The organism is Brevundimonas fluminis (genome assembly GCF_003934285.1).
GTDB classification, from domain to species: domain Bacteria; phylum Pseudomonadota; class Alphaproteobacteria; order Caulobacterales; family Caulobacteraceae; genus Brevundimonas; species Brevundimonas fluminis.
The window spans coordinates 128,848-146,682 of record NZ_RQWJ01000005.1 but is presented as its reverse complement, the minus strand read 5'-3'; the positions used below and the strand labels follow the sequence as shown (position 1 = coordinate 146,682).

The following is a 17,835-nucleotide window of genomic DNA, read 5'->3' as shown; positions in this document are numbered from 1 at the left end:
CTTCTTCACCGCCGCGATCAGCGGGTCGATCAGCGAGGTGGCGAACCCCCAGGCGAAGAACAGGGTGGTCACATAGGCGAAGGCCAGCCCCGTCCCCTTCGAAGCGGTCGGCGTGTCGGTCATGTCGGTCATGCGGGTTCCTGTGGGGAAGCGGTCGACCGTCGCAGCATCGGGGCGACGACGGGCACGGTGAGCATGGTGGATCCCACCGCCATCAGCAGCAGGGCGGTGAAGGCGTCGTTGGTGATGATCTGGCGGTCCAGCAGGACGTTGGCGAAGATGATCATGATCAGGGCCTTGGTCTGGAGCAGCCAGCCGATCACCGAGGCCTGTCCGCGCGGCCAGTTCAGGAGGCGTCCGGCCAGATGCACGCCCGCCAGCTTGCCCGCCACCGAGGCGGCCAGCAGGACGCCGGCGGCCAGGAAGACGGCGGCGCCGCCCATGTCCCACTGGGTGCGCAGGCCGGTGCTGAGGAAGAAGACCGGCATGATCGCCAGCAGGACGTGGTCGCGGAAGACGTCCATCCTCTCGCGCCCGAACCACTCCTGATCCAGCACGACCCCGGCCAGGAAGGCGCCGACCATGAAGTGCAGTCCCGACCAGTCGCCGGCCAGGCCGCACAGGGCCAGCCAGATCAGGGCGACGTACCAGCGGTCCTTCTCCGGGATGCGCTTCATCAAGGCCCGCACCGCCACCGCGGCGACGGCGAAGCCGACCAGAAACGCGCCCTGACGGCCGATCCGCTCCCAGTCCAGCAGGATCAGCGCCAGCACCCCCCAGATGGCGACGTCGTCGAGGCTGGCGTAGCGCAGGATGCGCTGGCCCAGCGGCTGCCGCAGGATCTCCAGCTTCTGCATGAACAGGATCAGGATGGGCAGGGCGGTGACGCCGCAGGCCATGCCGACGCCCAGCACCACCTGCCACGCCGCCGCGTCCGGACCGGCCCAGCCGGGAAAGCGCAGCAGGCCCACGGCCGCCACCGCCCCGAAGGCCAGGGGCACGACCAGCGCCAGCCCCGCCGTCACCCCGGTCTCCACCCGGTCGCGCCACGCCTGCCGCAGGTCCAGCTCGACCCCCGCGACGAAGACGAAGATCATCACCGCCCACCAGGCCACGCCGTTCAGCGACGCGATGACGGTCGGCGAGAACACCGCCGCATGCGCCTGCGGAAACGCCGCCCCCAGAACCCCCGGCCCCAGCAGGATCCCCGTCACGATCTGCACCACCACCAGAGGCGCCCAGTGCTCCGTCCGCAACCCCCGCCAGATCAGATACGGCACGGTGAACACCGCCAGCATCGCGACGAGAAACAGCTCCGTGGCGTTCATGGCGTGGGTCCACCGACCTGCATGGCGTCAGCGTCCGTGCCGCTCGGCCACCGGGGCGTAGCGGTCCCAGACGGCGCCGTCGGCCAGCGAGCGGAGCAGCTTCAGATATTCCGCATGGGTCCACGCCAGGGGCGTCGCCGAGTTGGTGCCCTCGCCCGGCGCGTAGCGGTGGGCGGTCGGATCGCCGACGCCGTCCCAGACCTGTTCGGGCAGGAGCAGGCCGGCGTTGGCGAACCGTTCCATGCCGCGCACGTAAGTCTGGCGGATCGCGGCGCGCTCGGCCTCGGTGACCGTGCCGTCCAGGGCGGCGGCGGCCAGCTCATAGTGGCCGCGCTCGCCAGTGAAGAAGGGCCAGACCCGACCGCGCTGGCCGGCGTGCATCTGGCCGCCGACTCCGTAGTTGCCGCCGGTGTCGGCCTGCTCGCCATAGCCGTCGTTGCCGTACCGCCTGTAGCCCGGGGTGCGGTCGCCCTCAGGGCCGAAGTCGTAGCGGACGCGCAGCCGGTCCTCGCGGGTCTGGTCGTCGTATTCGGGCAGGGTCGCGACGATGGACGGGGCGTCGGCGCGGCGCACGCCGTAGCGCACCAGCTCCAGGAAGCCGCCGTCGATGATGCGGTCCTCCGGCAGGCCCGGCTGGCCGTTGTTCTCGCCCAGCGTCCCCTTGTCGTTGGGGTCCTCGTTGCGCGACAGGCGCAGGAAATAGTCGCCGTCGCCCAGTGAGCCGTCCGTCGTGAACATGCGAGCCTCGACCTTGGCCGCATAGTCGTCGGCGGCGGCCAGATAGCGGGCGGCGGACTCAGGGTCGCCGGACGCGGTGGCGATGTCGGCCGCGACCGTCAGGCCGGCGATGACGGCGGCGGTCGTCGACGGGCTGAAGCCCTCCTGCTCCTCCCACCGCTCCTGCTGGGTCCAGGGCGGGGTGATGGTGCGGTCGTTCCACAGGATGCCGACCGTGCCGCCGTCGACCAGGAAGTCTGCCGCCGGCTTCAGCATGTCGCGGTACGCCGCGGCGATCTGGGCGTCGTTCAGATGGCCGTCCTTCCAGAGGCGCCAGCCCAGCATGATCGGCATGGCGGTCTGGTCCAGCTGGACCCCGACCCATTCGATGGTGCCGTCGACCCAGGTCTTCTGCAGGAACCAGCCGGTCGCGCCGCTGTTGCCCGGCGTGTCGGCGCGGACCTGCACCTGGGGCAGATAGCGGAAGGCCGCCAGCGGCGTCTCGGCGTCGCCCAGCGCCAGGAAGGCCATGGCCACCTGATAGAAGTCGCGCGGCCACACCGCCTTGTAGCCGGTCGAGGGATTGGTGGCGTCCACCGTGTCGCCCCACGGGTTGGACAGCGAGGCGATCAGGGCGCCGGCGTGGGTCCGGTCCTCCTGCACCTTCAGCATCAGGGCCGAGGCCCAGGCCAGCTTGCCGCCGTCGCCGGACTGGGCGGCCAGCCGGGGCAGCTGGTCCAGAGAGGCGAGATAATCCGTCCACCCGACGGCCGCGCCCGTTCCGTCATAGGCGGCCTGGACCTGATCCAGCCCGGCCCGGTGCGCGTCGCGCGCCTCGCCCTCGGCCGCGCCGGCGTCGGGACCGAAGCCGATGACGAAGTCGCGCCTCAGCGTCTGGCCGCGACGCACGCGGGGCAGGGCGCCGGTCAGCATGATGTTGCCGGTCGCCTCGCCCGTGGTCGGGTGGGCGCGATTCATGCGGCCGTTGTCCTGCAGGTCCGTCAGGCCGTCCGAGGCGCCGACGAAGCCCACCGAGGCGGCGGTGAAGGGCACGTCGGGGATCAGGGCCAGATGACTGGCGCCCTCATGAGCGAACAGGCCGTCGACCGTCACGCGCCCCGCGTCGCCCACGCCCGTGTTGGCCATGTGCGGCTCCAGCAGGACGAACGGCACGACCGAGGCGGTCAGGGCGCGCACCTCGACCCGCACCACCAGGGCCTGCCCATCGGGATCGGTGAAGAGACGCTTCTCGATCTCGAACCGGCCCTGCCGATCCCGGGTGGTCACGCGGTACGACGGCGACAGGGGCCGGCCCTGATCATCCCTGGTCAGGTAGTCGACGGTGAAGTCCGTGCCCTCGCCCTCGACCACCACCTCGTCGCCGACGACGACGGCCAGACGCATCTGCTTGATCTGGGCCTCGTGGATCAGGCCCCACATGGTCTCCGTCAGGACGCCGTCGGCGATGGAGAACCAGACTTTGGACACCTCGCCGGTGGGCCCGCCGTCGCGGTACTGGCCGTCGACGTAGGCCTCGTAGGACGCCCCGGCGCCGACCTTGGCGGCGTTGACCCAGGTCGGCGCGTCGCCCGGCGCGCCGGGGGCGGGGCCGACGTCCTGGGCGAGCGCGGGCGCGGCGGTCAGCAGGGCCAGGGCGGAGGCGGCGGCGAGCAGACGCATGGGGGAACTCACGAAACGGGGGGAAGAAGGAAGGTCAGGGGCACGTCCAGCCGCCGGTTCCAGCTTGGCTCGTCGTGCGCCGCGCCGGGGAAGACCAGAGAACGGAAGCGGTCGGGGCCCCAGCCGGCGTCGCGGATCACCTGGTCGATGCGCGACTGGAAGAAGGGGTAGAACTGATCCAGCGTCTCGTCGCCCCGATCCATGTAGAGGCGGTGCGTCGCCGGATCGGGCAGGCCGTCGCGGACGACGCGGCTCCACGTCCGGACGACGACCTCGCGCCACGCCTCCAGCCGCCCTTCGTCCAGCCGTTCGATGCGCAGGGGCCAGTGTGTGGAGACGCAGCCGGCGGCGCCGAACACCTCGGGCCTCTGCATCATGGCGTAGAGCGAGATCAGGCCGCCCATGCTGGAACCCATGATCGCCGTGTCGTCGCGGCCGGGCAGGGTGCGCCAGGTCCGGTCGACCAGCGGCTTCAGCTCCCCGGTCAGGAAGGCGAGGTAGCCGTCCGACAGGGGCTCGCCGCCGTACAGGCCGATCAGGTCCGCCCGCACCTCGCCCGGCAGGGCGGCGATCATCGTGGCGGGCACGTATTCGCGCAGGCGCAGGGGCGTGTTGTGCACGCCGACGACGATCGGGGCGCGCACCTGTCCGGTCTCGATCAGCCGCACCAGATGCTCGTCCATTCCCCACTCGCCGAAGGGCGCGCGGGCGGGATCGAACAGGTTCTGGCCGTCGTGCATGTAGAGCACCGGATGACGATCCGCTCCGGTCTCGTATCCCGGCGGCAGCCAGACGGTGACGTCGCGCGGAGCGACGTGCGCGGAGGTCATCTGCGTCAGCTCGACCAGCGTCCCGCCGGCGACGGGCGGGCGGAAGGCCGTCAGCGCCGGCGCGGCGAGGGCGGCGGCCAGCAGGTCGCGGCGGTTCATCGGATTGCCTCGCGCACGCGCAGGCTCAGCAGGGCCGCGATCAGGAAGCTGCCGCCGCCGACCACCAGCGCCCAGATCGCCTGCCCGTCGAAGGCGGCGTTCAGGATCAGGCCCAGCAGGGTCGCGGCGACCAGCTGGGGCACCACGATGAAGATGTTGAACACCCCCATGTAGACGCCCATCTTGCGCCCCGGCACGGCCCCCGCGAGCAGGGCGTAGGGCAGGGACACGATCGAGGCCCAGGCGACGCCGACGCCGACCATGGGCAGCCACAGCAGCTCCGGATCGCGGATCAGAAAGATGCCGATCAGCCCGATCCCTCCGATCGTCAGCGCCGCGGCGTGGGCGCCGCGCTTGCCGATCCGGCCGGCCAGCACGGGCAGGGCGAAGGCCGCCAGCGCCGCGACGCCGTTGTAGACGCCGAACAGCACCCCCACCCAGTCGGCGCCCTGATTGTAGGCGGCCGAGGTCGTGTCGCTGGAGCCGAAGTGGACCGCCGTGACGGCGGCCGTCGTGTAGATCCACATGGCGAACAGGGCGAACCAGCTGAAGAACTGGACCCAGGCCAGGTCCCGCATGGTCGCGGGCATGGCCGCCATGTCGTCGAGGATCTCGGTCAGGCCGTTGGACCGGCCCCCGCGCCCCATGAAGCCGGCCAGCAGCTTCAGCAGGCCGAAGGCGGCGACGAAGCCGGCCAGCACGTACAGCTCCTTTCCGACCGCCAGACGCCAGTCGTCGGCGGCCTCGGGCAGGCCGGCGGCCTGGCCGCGAATCATCTGGATGGCGACGAACAGCGCCGCGCCGACGATCAGCCATCCGACGGCCCAGGCGGTCTGGCCGCGGGGCGCCGCGGTCGGGGCCGGCGCGGGCTCGCGCGCCGCTTCGAACCGGTCGATCTGTTCGGGGCTGTACTCCTTCGTCGTGAAGACGGTCCACAGCACGGCCGTCAGCATGGCGGCGGCGCCGACGTAGAAGCTGATGCGGACGCTGTCGGGGACGATCCCCTCCGGCGCCGTGTTGGCCACGCCCATCTGCGTCAGCAGCCACGGCAGGCAGGAGGCGAAGACCGCGCCCGTGCCGATGAAGAAGCTCTGCATCGCATAGCCCGCGGTGCGCTGCTCCTCCGGCAGGTTGTCGCCCACGAAGGCGCGGAACGGCTCCATCGTCACGTTGATCGCCGCGTCCATGATCCACAGCGTCGCCGCCGCCATCCAGAGCACGGGCGCGTTGGGCATGAAGATCAGGGCGATCGTGGTCGCGATCGCCCCGAACAGGAAATAGGGCCGGCGCCGGCCCAGCGGGCCCCAGGTGCGGTCGCTGAAATGGCCGATGATGGGCTGGACGATCAGGCCGGTCAGGGGCGCGGCGATCCAGAGGATGGCGAGGTTGTCGACCTCGGCGCCGAGCGTCTGGAAGATGCGGCTGGTGTTGGCGTTCTGCAGACCGAAGCCGATCTGGATGCCGAAGAAGCCGACGCACATGTTCCAGATGGCCAGCCGCGACAGGCGCGGCCGGATGGACATCGGGGGCGCGGCGGCGGTTTCCAGGGTCATCGACGCGCCCTTCCCAGCGGCACGAAGCGGATCGCCTGCCCGCCGCCGGGGGCCAGACGCAGGGGCAGAACGTCGGCCGAGGTGACCTCGCGGCTTTCGATGACGATGGCCTCACGGTTGGTCTTCCAATGGGCGTCGGGCGCGTCGCGATAGATCTCCGCGCGATAGCGGCGGCCGGCGTCGAGGAAGGTCAGGGGCGCCGTCAGCACGCGGGGATTCTCGTCCGTCAGCGACCCCAGAGCCCAGACGTCGGAGTTGCGGTCCTTGCGGGCGATGGTGACGTAGTCGCCGATCTCCCCGTTCAGGACGCGGGTCTCGGCCCAGTCGACCGGCACGTCCTTGATGAACCGGAACGGCTCCGGATTGGCCTCATAGTTTTCCAGCAGGTCCGCGGCCATGACCAGCGGGCTGTAGATCACGACGTACAGCGCCAGCTGCTTGGCCCAGGTGGTGGCGATGCCGTCGGGGCTGCGCGTCTCCATGCCGAAGATGCCGGGGGTGTAGTCCATCGGCCCGGCCAGCAGGCGGGTGAAGACCAGGTTCGCCTCGTGCTCAGGCGGATTGCCCGGCTGGCCCCAGGCGCTGAACTCCATGCCGCGCGCGCCCTCGCGGGTGATCATGTTCGGGTATTTGCGGCGCAGGCCGGTGTCCTTGAACGGCTCGTGGGCGTTGATCGCGACCTTGTGCTTCGCCGCCGCCTTGATGACCCGCATGTGGTGCCGGGCCATCGGCTGGCCCTCGTGCCAGGCCAGATGCGGCTTGCCGTCCGGGCCGGTGACGCGCGCGCCCCCGGCGTCGGCGACGTAGCCGGTCTTCACCGCGTGCTGGCCCAGCCGCTCCATCTGGGCGAAGGCGGCCTCCATCTGCTGCTCGTAGTGGTGGCCGTTGCCGCCGGTCTCGTGGTGGCTGATCAACTGCACGCCCTTGGCCCGCGCATGGGCGGCGACGCGCTCCAGATCGAAGTCCGGATAGGCCTGGGTGAAGCTGTAGTCCCAGCCGTTGCCGAACCACTCGCCGTCCCAGCCGACGTTCCACCCCTCGACCAGCACGCCGTCGAAGCCGTGCTCGGCCGCGAAGTCGATGTGCCGGATCGTGTAGTCGGTGGTGGCGCCGTGCCTGGGCCCGCTGGCCCAGGTCTTCCGGTCCAGATGCATGTCCCACCAGATGCCGACGTACTTCATCGGCTTCACCCAGCTGACGTCGCCCAGGACGTTCGGCTCGTTCAGGTTCAGGATCAGGCTGGATTCGACCAGTTCGCCGGCCGTGTCGGTGATCTGGAGCGTGCGCCAGGGCGTGACGCACGGCACGGTCAGCTCGACCGCGGCGGCCGACAGGCCGGGGGTCAGGGCGGCGCGGAACCGGCGGCCCTCGGCGCGCGACAGGTTCATGCCGGCATAGTCCTCGCACGCCGCCTCATGGATCGAGACGTGCAGGCCCGACGCCGCGCGCACCGTCATCGGCGTCTGCGCCGCGCCGACGGCGTCGATGGCCGTGCGGTTATAGAGATATTCCTCGCGGTTCCACTCCCAGGCCGGGATCCACCAGGCCTCGCCCGGCTCGGCCAGGGTGAACTCCGTCAACTCGACGCCCACGTTCAGGGCGGGCAGGGCGGCCTGCTCCAGAAACTCGTAACGGAAGCCCAGCCCGTCGTCGTAGATGCGGAAGACCACGTCCATGCGCCGGGCCAGCGCCCCACGCTCGGTCAGGGGCACGCGCATCTCGGTGAAGCGGTTCCGGATCGTGCGACGCTCGCCCCAAGGCTGCTCCCACGTCTCGTCCGACGAGCGGATCACCGGCGCGCCGAGGCGGAAGCCGCGCTCCAGCTTGGGAGCGTCGGTCAGGATGAAGCCCAACTTGGACGCCGTGATCACCGGCGCCCCCAGACGCGTCACCGAATACAGCGGCCGGCCGTCGCCGTCGGTCGCGATCTGGACCTCGATCGTGCCGTCGGGAGAGGCGGCCTTGGCGACCAGCGGCGCGGTCTGCGCGGCGGCGGTTCCGCCCAGCGGCAGCAGCGAGGCGCCGGCCATAGCCAGCAGGTGACGGCGGGCGATCATGCGGCGCTCCCAAGGTCAAGCTTGCCCTCTTGCCAACCCCGGGTTTCCGGGCGCATGAGGGCGGTCACAAACTTTGCAGCAAATTTTGCAGCAAGGGCGTTCGAGAGACGAGAATCCGCGTGAGCCGCAAGACCACCCGTCTGGAGGATCTGGCCAAGCTGGCCGGCGTGTCGATCTCCACCGCCTCGCGCGCGCTGAACGACAGCCCGGCCGTCAACGACCGGACCAAGCAGCTGATCTGGAAGCTGGCGCGCGAGCACGACTATCCGTTCCGCCGCCACATGCCGTCCGGCCCGATCGGGGCGGAAGCCACGCTGGCGCTGGTGGTCCCGCGGCCGCAGGGTCGCGACGGACGCCTGTTCGACCCCTTCATGCTGGAGCTCATGGCCGGCGTCAGCGAGGCCGCCCGCGATCGCGACTGCGACCTGCTGATCAGCCATTTCTCGCCGACTTCCTATGACGACCTGATCTCCGCGATGACGACCAGCCGCGCGGAGGGCGTGATCTTTCTGGGGCAGAGCACCCTGCACGGCGCCTTCAACCGGCTGGTTCAGACCGAGGCGCGGTTCGTCGTCTGGGGCGCCCAGCTGCCGGACCAGGACTATTGCTGCGTCGGCTCCGACAACATCGCAGGCGGGCGCCGCGCGACGCTTCATCTGGCGCGGCTCGGGCGCAAGCGGATCGTGTTTCTGGGCGACCTCGACCCGCCCGAGGCCATGCAACGCCAGCGCGGCTACGTCGAGGCGCTGGAGGCTGCGGGCCTGCCGTTCGATCCGGATCTGGTCGTCGACGCCCACTTCGAGGTCGAGTCGGCCGAGGCCTCGCTGGATTCGCTGATCCATCGCGGCGTGGCCTTCGACGGCGTCGTCTGCGCCTCGGACCAGATCGCGCTGGGCGCCATGCGGGCGCTGGAACGCGAGGGCCGGCGCGTGCCGCACGACGTCTCGGTGATCGGCTTCGACAACGTCCCGTTCAGCCGCTACAGCCGCCCCGCCCTGACCACGATCGCCCAGGATACCCAGAAGGCCGGTCGCCTGATGGTGTCCAAACTGCTGGACGCCGGCGGCGAGACGGCCGGTCGCTCCGAGCGGGTGCCCGCGGACCTGATCGTGCGGGAGAGCTGCGGCGGCTGACGTCATCCGACCGGCGCCAGGATGACGCCCGCCAGCGGCGGCAGGGCCTTGATCGGGTCTTTCGGCGTGTTGACGCGCTCGACCACCGTCCAGCCGTCCGGCGCCGACCAGTTCTCCGGCTGGAAGCCCAGATTGAAGACGCACAGCCGCCGCTCGGCCCCGGTGCCCCGGGTGAAGCCGAGCAGGTCGCCGGCCATGTCCAGCATGGTCATGTCGCCCGCACGCAGTCCCGGATGCCGGCGGCGCAGGGCCACCGCCTTCCGTGCGGCGTGAAGGGTCGAGGTCGGATCGGCTTCCTGTCGGTCCACGGCAAGATCGACGTGGGCCGGGTCCACGGGGAGCCAGGGCTCGACGGTCGAAAATCCCGCGAACGTCGCGTCGGCGCGCCAGGGCAGGGGGGTCCGTGCCCCGTCGCGGCCCAGCGTCTGGGGCCAGTTGGCGATGGCCTCCGGGTCCTTCAGCCGGTCGAACGGCACCTCGGCCTGGGGCAAGCCCAGTTCCTCGCCCTGATAGATGATGGCGGTGCCGCGCAGGCACATCAGCAGGACCAGCGCCATTTCCGCGAAGGCCTTGCGGTCGCGGCCGGCGGCCCAGCGCGACACGGCGCGCGGCGCGTCGTGGTTGGAGAAGGTCCAGCTGGGCCACCCCTGGCGATCGCGGCCGTGCCATATCTCCGCGCCCTCGCGCGCCAGTTTGGCTGTGAGGGCAGGGGCATAGAGGTAGAGGAAGCCATAGGCGCTGTTCAGCCTTTCGTCGCCCATGGTGAAGGCCTGCATCTCGCGCTCCGCATGATCGCCGCCGACCTCGGCCACCGTGAACCGGCCCTCATAGGAGTCAGTGAGGGCGCGCACGCGCTTCAGAAAGTCGACGATGCCCGGCTGGGACTGATTGTGAACCTTGTCCTGGAAGTCGAACGGCCGCGTCCGCTTGCCGCCGGGCGGCAGGGGGGGATTGTCCGTCAGCGCGGGGTCGTGCATCGCGAAGTTGATGGCGTCCAGGCGGAAGCCGTCCACGCCCCGGTCCAGCCAGAACCGCGCCACGTCCAGCAGGGCGTCCTGAACCTCCGGCAGGTGCAGGTTCAGCTGCGGCTGTTCGGGCAGGAAGTTGTGCATGTAGTACTGGCCGCGTCGCGCGTCCCAGGTCCACGCAGGGCCGCCGAAGACCGACTGCCAGTTCGACGGCGGACTGCCGTCCGGCCTGGCGTCGGCCCAGACGTACCAGTCGGCGTATGGACCGGTGCGGGCGCGGCGGCCCTCCTGGAACCACGCGTGCCGGTCCGACGTGTGGGCGAAGACCAGGTCGGTGATGACCTTCAGGCCCAGGTCGTGCGCCCGGGCCAGGATGCGGTCGAAATCGTCGAGATCGCCGAAGATCGGATCAACGGCGCGATAGTCGGCCACGTCGTAGCCGAAGTCCTTCATCGGCGAGGCATAGAAGGGGGACAGCCACACCGCGTCGACGCCCAGCGAGGCGACGTGATCGAGACGCGCCAGAATTCCGGGCAGATCGCCCACGCCGTCGCCGTTCGAGTCGGCGAAGCTGCGCGGATAGATCTGATAGATCACCGCGCCGCGCCACCACTCGGCGGGTTGGTCCGCGGACGACGCGGCGGCCTTGGTCAGGGTCTGGACGGTCAACGCGGGTCCTCGGATACGCAAACGATGTAGTCGAGTGGCGCCAGCCGCACGGTGACGGAGCCGGGCGCCGAGGCCCGCGGGGCGCAGGCGCCGTGAAGCGCGCGCCAGTCGGCGGAGGTCGGCTGGACGGCGACCCGGGCCTCAAGGGGCGTCGTGCCGGTGTTGAAGACCACCAGAACCTCGCCCGGCAGATCGTCGGCGAGACGCGAGAAGGCGTAAAGGCCGGGCACGTCGTCGGCGTGACGCGTGACCTGAAGTCCACGACGCAGCAGCGGCGTCTCGCGCCGGATGCGCGCCATCTCCGACAGGCGGACGTAGAGGGGGGCTGAGGCGTCGTAGGGCCCGTGCAGCCCGCCGACGCGGCGTCCGTCGCGATAGCTCGGAACGTCCGAAGCCCACATGTCGTGGCGCGACCGGCCATAGTCGCCCTCGCCCATGAAGCCCTGCTCGTCGCCGTAATAGATCACCGGCACGCCGCGCGAGAACATCATCAGGGCGTGGGCCAGGGTGGTTCGTGCCAGCAGTTCCTCGTCGGAAATGTCCGGCCGGTCCTTGGCCAGGAACCAGCCGATCCGCCCCATGTCATGATTGCCGAGGAACGTCGGCAGCGTCAGCGCGGCCTGCTCCCCGCCCTCATAGACCGGATCCGCCGCGTGGACGCGGGCCAGGGCGTCGGGCCCGGCCCGCCCGGCGGCGACGTCGGTCGCCTTGGTCTGGAAGGCGAAGTCGAGCACCGACGGCAGGCCGTCCACGCGCGTGTGACGCGCGAGGGCGGCCGGGTCGTGGTCGTAGACCTCCCCGAAGATGTGGAAGTTCGGAATGCCTCGCGCCGCCGCCCGCGCCCGCATCGCGGGCACGAAGGCCTGCCAGAACTCCGGATTCACGTGCTTGGCCGTGTCGATCCGGAAGCCGTCGATGCCCAGCCTGTCGATCCAGTCGCCGTAGACGTCGATGAAGCCCTGGACCACCCGCGGATGCTCGGTCATCACCCCGTCCAACCCGGCGAAATCGCCCAGCAGCGAACTCTCGCCGCGGAAGGTCGAGTCGCCACGGTTATGATAGACGCCCAGGTCGTTCAGCCAGGCGGGCGTCTTGGCGTCTCGCTCGGCGTCGGGGACGTAGGGCTGGTAGGCCCAGTCGACCCGCGTCAGGAGGGAGAAGGTCTCGGGCCGGGTGGGATCGAAGCCGGCGTTGATCTCCGGGCCCTCCACACCTCCCGTGCGGGTCCACGGATGGTCCGCCGTGCCGCGATAGGTGCAGCCGGTGCACCCCCGATATTGGATCACGTCGGCGGTGTGGTTGGTGACGATGTCCAGATAGACCTTGATGCCGCGGGCGTGGGCCGCGTCGACGAACGCCCTCAGTTCCGCGTCCGTGCCGAGGTGCGGATCCACCGAGGTGAAGTCGAGGATCCAGTAGCCGTGATGGCCGGCCGTCTCCCGGCCCGGCGGGCCCTGGACCGGCTTGTTGCGGAACACGGGGGCGATCCAGATCGCCGTGACTCCCAGGCCCTGGATGTAATCCAGCCGCTCCGTCAGCCCGGCAAGGTCGCCGCCGTGATAGAAGTCCGGATGGGCCGGGTCGAACCCGGTGGTCAGGCGGTCGCCGTTCAGGCCGCCCCGGTCATTGGCCGGATCTCCGTTGGCGAAGCGGTCCGGCAGCAGGAAATAGATGACCTCGTCCTGCGGCAGACGGGTCCGCATTTCCGCGGTCGCGTCGACGACCTGCGCGCGGGCGAATCCGCCGACGCCCTGAGTCAGCGCAGCCGCGCCCGCCATCGCGCCCGCCCACGTTCGCCATCCCGCCATTCCGACACGTCCTCCCGCCGCCGGGGTGCATTGCCTCAGCGTGCGTTTGCAAGTTTTTGCAGTCCAGGAGCCCCCTGTCAACGAGACAGTGGCGCGGCGGCCATGTGGCCATAATGTGTCAGGGCCGACAACAATCGCGGGGAATCTGCGCTTCCTGCGAGGGCGTCCCGGGGCCGCGCAGATTAATCACTTGCAATGTTCGAACGCGTTTGCATTGATTTGCGAACCGCGGATCGCTTCGCTAGAGGGCGGCCGCTCGGGAGGATCGAGATGAGAACCATGCATACCCGTCGCGCACGCCTGCTGACCGGCGGCGCCGCCCTGGCGCTAGGTCTGGCCCTGGCGGGCGCAGCCCATGCGCAGTCGTCGACCCAGGATCCGGAGACCGAGGTCGACGAGATCATCGTCACCGGCATCCGCGCCTCGATCGAGAACTCGATCGCGACCAAGCGGGAAGAGACGTCGATCGTCGAGGTCGTCACCGCCGAGGACATCGGCAAGCTTCCCGACGTCTCCATCGCCGAATCGCTGGGCCGCCTGCCCGGACTGGCGCTGCAGCGGCTGGACGGCCGCGGCCAGAACATCTCGATCCGCGGCCTGGGCCCTGACTTCACGACCGCCCTGCTCAACGGCCGGGAACAGGTCTCCACCGGCGACAACCGCGGCGTCGAATTCGACCAGTATCCGTCGGAGCTCCTTGGCAGCGTCGTGGTCTACAAGACGCCGGACGCGGCGCTGACGGGTCAGGGGCTGGCCGGCACGGCCGACCTTCGCGTCGTCCGGCCGCTGGAGTACGGGCGCCGCGCTCTGGCCGCCAACTTCCGCTATGAGCAGAACGACATTGGCGCTTTGAACGCCGGCACGACTGACAGCGGCAACCGCTTCAGCATCTCGTACATCGACCAGTTCGCCGACGACACCATCGGGATCGTGCTGGGCTACGCCCACATCGAAAGCCCTTATCAGTCCGAACGTTTCAACGCCTGGGGCTATCCTGAAGTGACGGGCGGCGGTCCCCGCGTGATCGGCGGTTCCAAGCCCTATGTGATGTCGTCCGAGTTGGAACGCGACGGCTGGATCGGCGTGCTCGAGTACCGGCCGAACGACCAGCTGCACATGACGTTCGACGCCTTCTATTCGCAGTTCGACAACACCCAGATCCTGCGCGGCATCGAACTGCCGCTGTTCTGGTCGGCCGCGACGCTGCAGCCCGGGTACACGGTCGAAGACGGCCTGGTGACCGCCGGCACCTACAGTGGGGTCAAGGGCGTCGTCCGCAACGACGTCAACACACGCGACAGCGAACTGCTCTCGCTGGGCTGGAACATCGAGCAGCAGATCAGCGACGACTGGTCCTTCTCGGCTGACCTGAGCTTCTCCTCGGTCGACCGCACCGACGTCATCCTGGAAACCTATGCCGGCACCGGCCGCGGCCCGGCGGGCGCCACCGACACCATCGACTTCGAGACGGGCGGCGACATCACCCGCTTCGACCCGATGCTGGACTACGGGGACTTCAACTTGATCCGCCTCACCAGCCCGCAGGGCTGGGGCGGCGACATCATCCCCGGCGGTCAGGACGGCTACCTCAACAACCCGTCGATCACCGACGAGCTGACGTCGCTGCGTACGTCGGTCAAGGGCGACGTCGACATGATGGGCTTCGTCGACGGCGTCGAGGTGGGGCTGCACGTCTCCCACCGGGAGAAGCAGTTCGTGAACGACCAGTTCTTCCTGGGCGTTCCGGGCGGCGCGACGGTCGTGGTGCCGAACGAGTTCCGCCTCGCGCCGACGTCGCTGGACTACCTCGGCATTCCGCGGATGATCAGCTACGACGCCTTGGGGCTGGTCAACAGCGGGTTCTACAATCTCGTCCGCAACCCGAACGCCGACGTCGCCGCGGGGAACTGGCGGGTCACCGAAAGCGTGGTGACGCCGTTCGTCAAGTTTGACGTCGACACCACGATGTTCGGCCTGCCGACGCGCGGCAACTTCGGCGTCCAGTTCGTGCATACCGACCAGGACTCGCAGGGCTTCGCCTCGCGCCAGATCGGCACCGGCGTGTCCTCGACCCAGGCGGTCGAGGGCGGAGACGAGTACTGGGAAATCCTGCCCAGCACGAACCTCATCTTCGAACTGGAGGAAGGCCGCATCCTGCGCTTCGCCGCGGCGCGCACTCTTGCTCGTGCGCGCATGGACGAGATGCGCGCCAGCCGGACCTTCAACTACAACTCCACCCTGGACTCGCCGGCTCCGTTCGACCCGTCCAACCCGCCGTTCACCGGCGGTGGCGGCAACCCGGAGCTGCGTCCGTGGATCGCCAACGTGGTCGATCTGTCCTTCGAGCAGTACTTCGGCCGGCAGGCCTACTTCTCGGTGGCCGTGTTCTACAAGGATCTGGAATCCTACATCTACAACCAGACCCTGCCGTTCGATTACACGGGCTATTCGCCGACAACGGCCGTCTATCGCCAGGGCACGGTGTCGACGCCGGAAAATGGGACGGGCGGCGAAATCTACGGCATCGAAGCGGCCGTCTCCCTGCCGTTCGACATGTTCCACCCGGCGCTTGAAGGCTTCGGCGGCAACTTCTCGATCTCGCAGACCGAGAGCAACATCGAAACCAGTCCTGGCAGCTCCAACCCGATCCCGGGCCTGTCCGAGACCGTGGCCAACGTCACGATCTACTACGAGAAGGACGGCTTCCAGGCCCGTGCCTCGAACCGCTATCGCTCGGAGTTCCTGGGCGAGGTCGCCGGCTTCGGCAACGGCCGGACCTTCCGTCAGGTCGGCGCCGAGAGCATCATCGACGCGCAGATCGGCTACGAGTTCCAGTCCGGTCCGCTGGACGGCTTCTCGGTCCTGTTCCAGGTCAACAACCTGACCGACGAGCCCTTCTACACCTACGAGAACGGGGACGAGCGTCGGATCATCGACCATCAGGTCTATGGCCGGACCTTCCTGTTCGGCCTGAACTACCGCTACTGATCTCCTGGGGCGGTTCGGGCCTCCGGGCTCCGGGCTCCTCGACTGAAAGCCGGACGCGAAGGCCCCTTCCGCGTCCGGCTTTTTCTTGTCCGGGTTCCGCTCAGGCGGCGTTGGCCGGTTCGCCTGCCCACATTCCGCGCGCTTTCAGGAAGTCCTCGTGGTCCGGCAGGGCTCGCGCGGCCTGGGCGACGCGACCGGCGGAGGCCTCCAGGAAAGCCTCGACGCGCGTCGGATCCTGGAATCCGTAAAGGGGATTGAGTCCGCGCGGCCGGATGCCCTGGCCCCACATGACGGCAAGCCAGCTGCCCATCGAGAAGTATTCGTCCGCTCCGACCTGAAACAGCTGGCCGCGGTCGCGGAAGGGCTCCACCCGTTCGGCGAGGCTGTCGGGAATGGGCATGTCGCGCACGTGCCGCCACAGGGGTTCGTCGTCCCTGGCGGTGGCGTGGTAGTGCAGGATGACGAAGTCCCGCACCAGCTCGACCTCGCGTCCAAGACGCCGGTTGTAGGCGTCGATGTTGGTTTGACTGAACTCTCGATCCGGGAAGTGCTGCAACAGACGGGTGATCCCCGACTGGACCAGATGGATGCTGGTCGACTCCAGCGGTTCGATGAAGCCTGACGACAGGCCGAGGCTGACGACGTTTCTGAGCCAGTAGGCCTTGCGCCGTCCGGTGACGAACTTCAGTTGACGCGGCTCGGCCAGCGGTTCTCCGTCCAGATTCGCCAGCAGGGTTTCCCGCGTCTCGTCGTCGGAGGCGAAGTCGGAGCAGTAGACGTAACCGTTGCCGGTGCGGTGCTGCAGGGCGATGCGCCACTGCCAGCCTGCCGGGCGCGCCGTCGAGGTGGTGTAGGGCGTCGCCGGCCCCACGCGCGCGCAGGGCACGGCCCACGCGCGGTTCATCGGCAGCCAGTGCGACCAGTCCTCGTATCCGGCCTTCAGCGCGCCCTCGATCAGCAGGCCCCGGAACCCCGTGCAGTCTATGAACAGATCGGCCGACAGGCTGCGGCCGTCCTTCAGCGTGACAGCGGCGACGAATCCGTCCCCGGACCGCTGCACCACCTCCACGACCTGGCCTTCGACCCGCTCGACGCCGCGGGCCTCGCAGACCTTGCGCAGGTATCGGGCATAGAGGCCGGCGTCGAAATGATAGGCGGTGAACAGGCTGGCGAGCGGCGAACGCGGGTCGGGGTCACGCACCCCCGCCTTTCCCAGCTTCGCCGCCGCGGCGCAGATCGAATGCGCTTCCAGGTCTCCTCCCGAGCCGCGTGCATGGGCCGTCATCCAGGTCTGTTGGAAGTCGCCGAGGGTCGGTCCCGGACCGAAGGTGCCGAACGGGTGGAAATAGCGCGTCCCTCTGGCCCCCCAGTCGACGAATTCGATGCCCAGTTTCAGAGACGCCTGGGTGGCCCGCATGAACTCCGCGTCGTCCAGGCCGATCATGGCGTTGAAGTCCCGTATCGGCGGCACCGTCGCCTCGCCGACTCCGACGATGCCGATCTCCTCGGACTCCAGCAGCGAGACCGTCACGTGCGGCCCGCACGCGCGTTCCAGCGCGGCGGCCGCCATCCACCCCGCGGTGCCTCCGCCGACGATCAGGATGGAACGAACGGGCTCGGGCATGGGCTCTCTCGGAATGCCCCGACAATCTAGCCGAAGTCACGTCGGCCTCAATGCGTCGGACGGTGCTGTCGCATTGGCCGGCGAGCACCGACCTGGCGATCCGAAAAGACCGACGATTGCAATGAGCCGATCGGGAGCAAGGTCGCTCGCCCGCGTAACCCTCCCGACGCGTCGGGACCCTGATCATCCACCCAAGTGGTCAAGACTACAGGGAAAAGCCGGTGGCGGACAGAGAGGGATTCGAACCCTCGATAGAGTTGCCCCTATACACGCGTTCCAGGCGTGCGCCTTCAACCACTCGGCCACCTGTCCATGTCCACCTGCGCGGACGCCGTCGGGTCGGGCCCGGCGGGGAAGGCGTGCGAGATAGACGATGGCGCC

10 protein-coding genes and 1 tRNA gene are annotated in these 17,835 nt (G+C 69.3%); 2 read left to right on the top strand and 9 right to left on the bottom strand.

Going from position 1 to position 17,835, the window contains the following annotated elements; genetic code table 11:
- Window positions 1-128 precede the first annotated feature (128 nt).
- From EFJ44_RS12875 to EFJ44_RS12855, 5 genes are read right to left on the bottom strand one after another with little or no spacing between them, the layout of a single operon-like run.
- Window positions 129-1,328, bottom strand: a complete 1,200-nt coding sequence (locus tag EFJ44_RS12875; RefSeq protein ID WP_125257624.1) for a cation:proton antiporter — start codon at window positions 1,326-1,328, stop codon at window positions 129-131.
- Window positions 1,329-1,355: 27 nt separating this feature from the next.
- Window positions 1,356-3,725, bottom strand: coding sequence for a glucan 1,4-alpha-glucosidase (locus EFJ44_RS12870; protein WP_125257623.1), 2,370 nt, complete (start codon window positions 3,723-3,725; stop codon window positions 1,356-1,358).
- A gap of 8 nt (window positions 3,726-3,733) precedes the next feature.
- Window positions 3,734-4,654: an alpha/beta hydrolase gene (locus EFJ44_RS12865; RefSeq protein WP_125257622.1), complete on the bottom strand. Its 921-nt coding sequence runs from the start codon at window positions 4,652-4,654 to the stop codon at window positions 3,734-3,736.
- Window positions 4,651-6,207 carry an MFS transporter gene (locus EFJ44_RS12860; RefSeq protein ID WP_241209804.1) on the bottom strand — a complete coding sequence of 519 codons (1,557 nt, stop codon included), beginning with the start codon at window positions 6,205-6,207 and terminating at the stop codon, window positions 4,651-4,653. The genes EFJ44_RS12865 and EFJ44_RS12860 overlap by 4 nt, the downstream gene beginning before the upstream one ends.
- Window positions 6,204-8,264 carry a glycoside hydrolase family 97 protein gene (locus EFJ44_RS12855; RefSeq protein ID WP_125257621.1) on the bottom strand — a complete coding sequence of 687 codons (2,061 nt, stop codon included), beginning with the start codon at window positions 8,262-8,264 and terminating at the stop codon, window positions 6,204-6,206. Before EFJ44_RS12855 ends, EFJ44_RS12860 begins: the two co-directional genes overlap by 4 nt.
- A gap of 29 nt (window positions 8,265-8,293) precedes the next feature.
- Here EFJ44_RS12855 and EFJ44_RS12850 point away from each other — a divergent pair, with 29 nt between their 5' ends.
- On the top strand, window positions 8,294-9,397 hold the full coding sequence (locus tag EFJ44_RS12850; protein WP_420897398.1) for a LacI family DNA-binding transcriptional regulator: 1,104 nt from the start codon (window positions 8,294-8,296) through the stop codon (window positions 9,395-9,397).
- 2 nt (window positions 9,398-9,399) lie between these two features.
- Here the strand turns inward: EFJ44_RS12850 and EFJ44_RS12845 are convergent, their stop codons facing one another.
- A complete protein-coding gene (locus EFJ44_RS12845) occupies window positions 9,400-11,034 on the bottom strand; it encodes an alpha-amylase family glycosyl hydrolase (RefSeq protein WP_241209803.1) in 1,635 nt (544 codons plus the stop codon).
- The gene (locus EFJ44_RS12840) at window positions 11,031-12,842 is read right to left on the bottom strand and encodes an alpha-amylase family glycosyl hydrolase (protein WP_420897397.1); all 1,812 of its coding nucleotides are present in this window, start codon (window positions 12,840-12,842) and stop codon (window positions 11,031-11,033) included. Before EFJ44_RS12840 ends, EFJ44_RS12845 begins: the two co-directional genes overlap by 4 nt.
- Window positions 12,843-13,121: 279 nt before the next feature.
- Between EFJ44_RS12840 and EFJ44_RS12835 the strand changes: the two genes are divergently transcribed.
- Window positions 13,122-15,830: a TonB-dependent receptor gene (locus EFJ44_RS12835; RefSeq protein WP_338142294.1), complete on the top strand. Its 2,709-nt coding sequence runs from the start codon at window positions 13,122-13,124 to the stop codon at window positions 15,828-15,830.
- Between the two features lie 100 nt (window positions 15,831-15,930).
- Here EFJ44_RS12835 and EFJ44_RS12830 read toward each other — a convergent pair whose 3' ends face one another.
- Together EFJ44_RS12830 and EFJ44_RS12825 are read right to left on the bottom strand one after the other, a co-directional pair.
- Window positions 15,931-17,454, bottom strand: a complete 1,524-nt coding sequence (locus tag EFJ44_RS12830) for a tryptophan halogenase family protein (protein WP_125257617.1) — start codon at window positions 17,452-17,454, stop codon at window positions 15,931-15,933.
- A gap of 222 nt (window positions 17,455-17,676) precedes the next feature.
- Window positions 17,677-17,766: transfer RNA gene (locus EFJ44_RS12825), tRNA-Ser, on the bottom strand.
- Between the last annotated feature and the right edge of the window lie 69 nt (window positions 17,767-17,835).

Bases quoted from the DNA above. Each gene is read 5' to 3' on its own strand.
- EFJ44_RS12860 (WP_241209804.1), bottom strand. From the start codon at position 6,207: ATGACCCTGGAAACCGCCGCCGCGCCCCCGATGTCCATCCGGCCGCGC.
- EFJ44_RS12855 (WP_125257621.1), bottom strand. From the start codon at position 8,264: ATGATCGCCCGCCGTCACCTGCTGGCTATGGCCGGCGCCTCGCTGCTG.
- EFJ44_RS12835 (WP_338142294.1), top strand. From the start codon at position 13,122: ATGCATACCCGTCGCGCACGCCTGCTGACCGGCGGCGCCGCCCTGGCG.
- EFJ44_RS12875 (WP_125257624.1), bottom strand. From the start codon at position 1,328: ATGAACGCCACGGAGCTGTTTCTCGTCGCGATGCTGGCGGTGTTCACC.
- EFJ44_RS12870 (WP_125257623.1), bottom strand. From the start codon at position 3,725: ATGCGTCTGCTCGCCGCCGCCTCCGCCCTGGCCCTGCTGACCGCCGCG.
- EFJ44_RS12865 (WP_125257622.1), bottom strand. From the start codon at position 4,654: ATGAACCGCCGCGACCTGCTGGCCGCCGCCCTCGCCGCGCCGGCGCTG.
- EFJ44_RS12840 (WP_420897397.1), bottom strand. From the start codon at position 12,842: ATGGCGGGATGGCGAACGTGGGCGGGCGCGATGGCGGGCGCGGCTGCG.
- EFJ44_RS12830 (WP_125257617.1), bottom strand. From the start codon at position 17,454: ATGCCCGAGCCCGTTCGTTCCATCCTGATCGTCGGCGGAGGCACCGCG.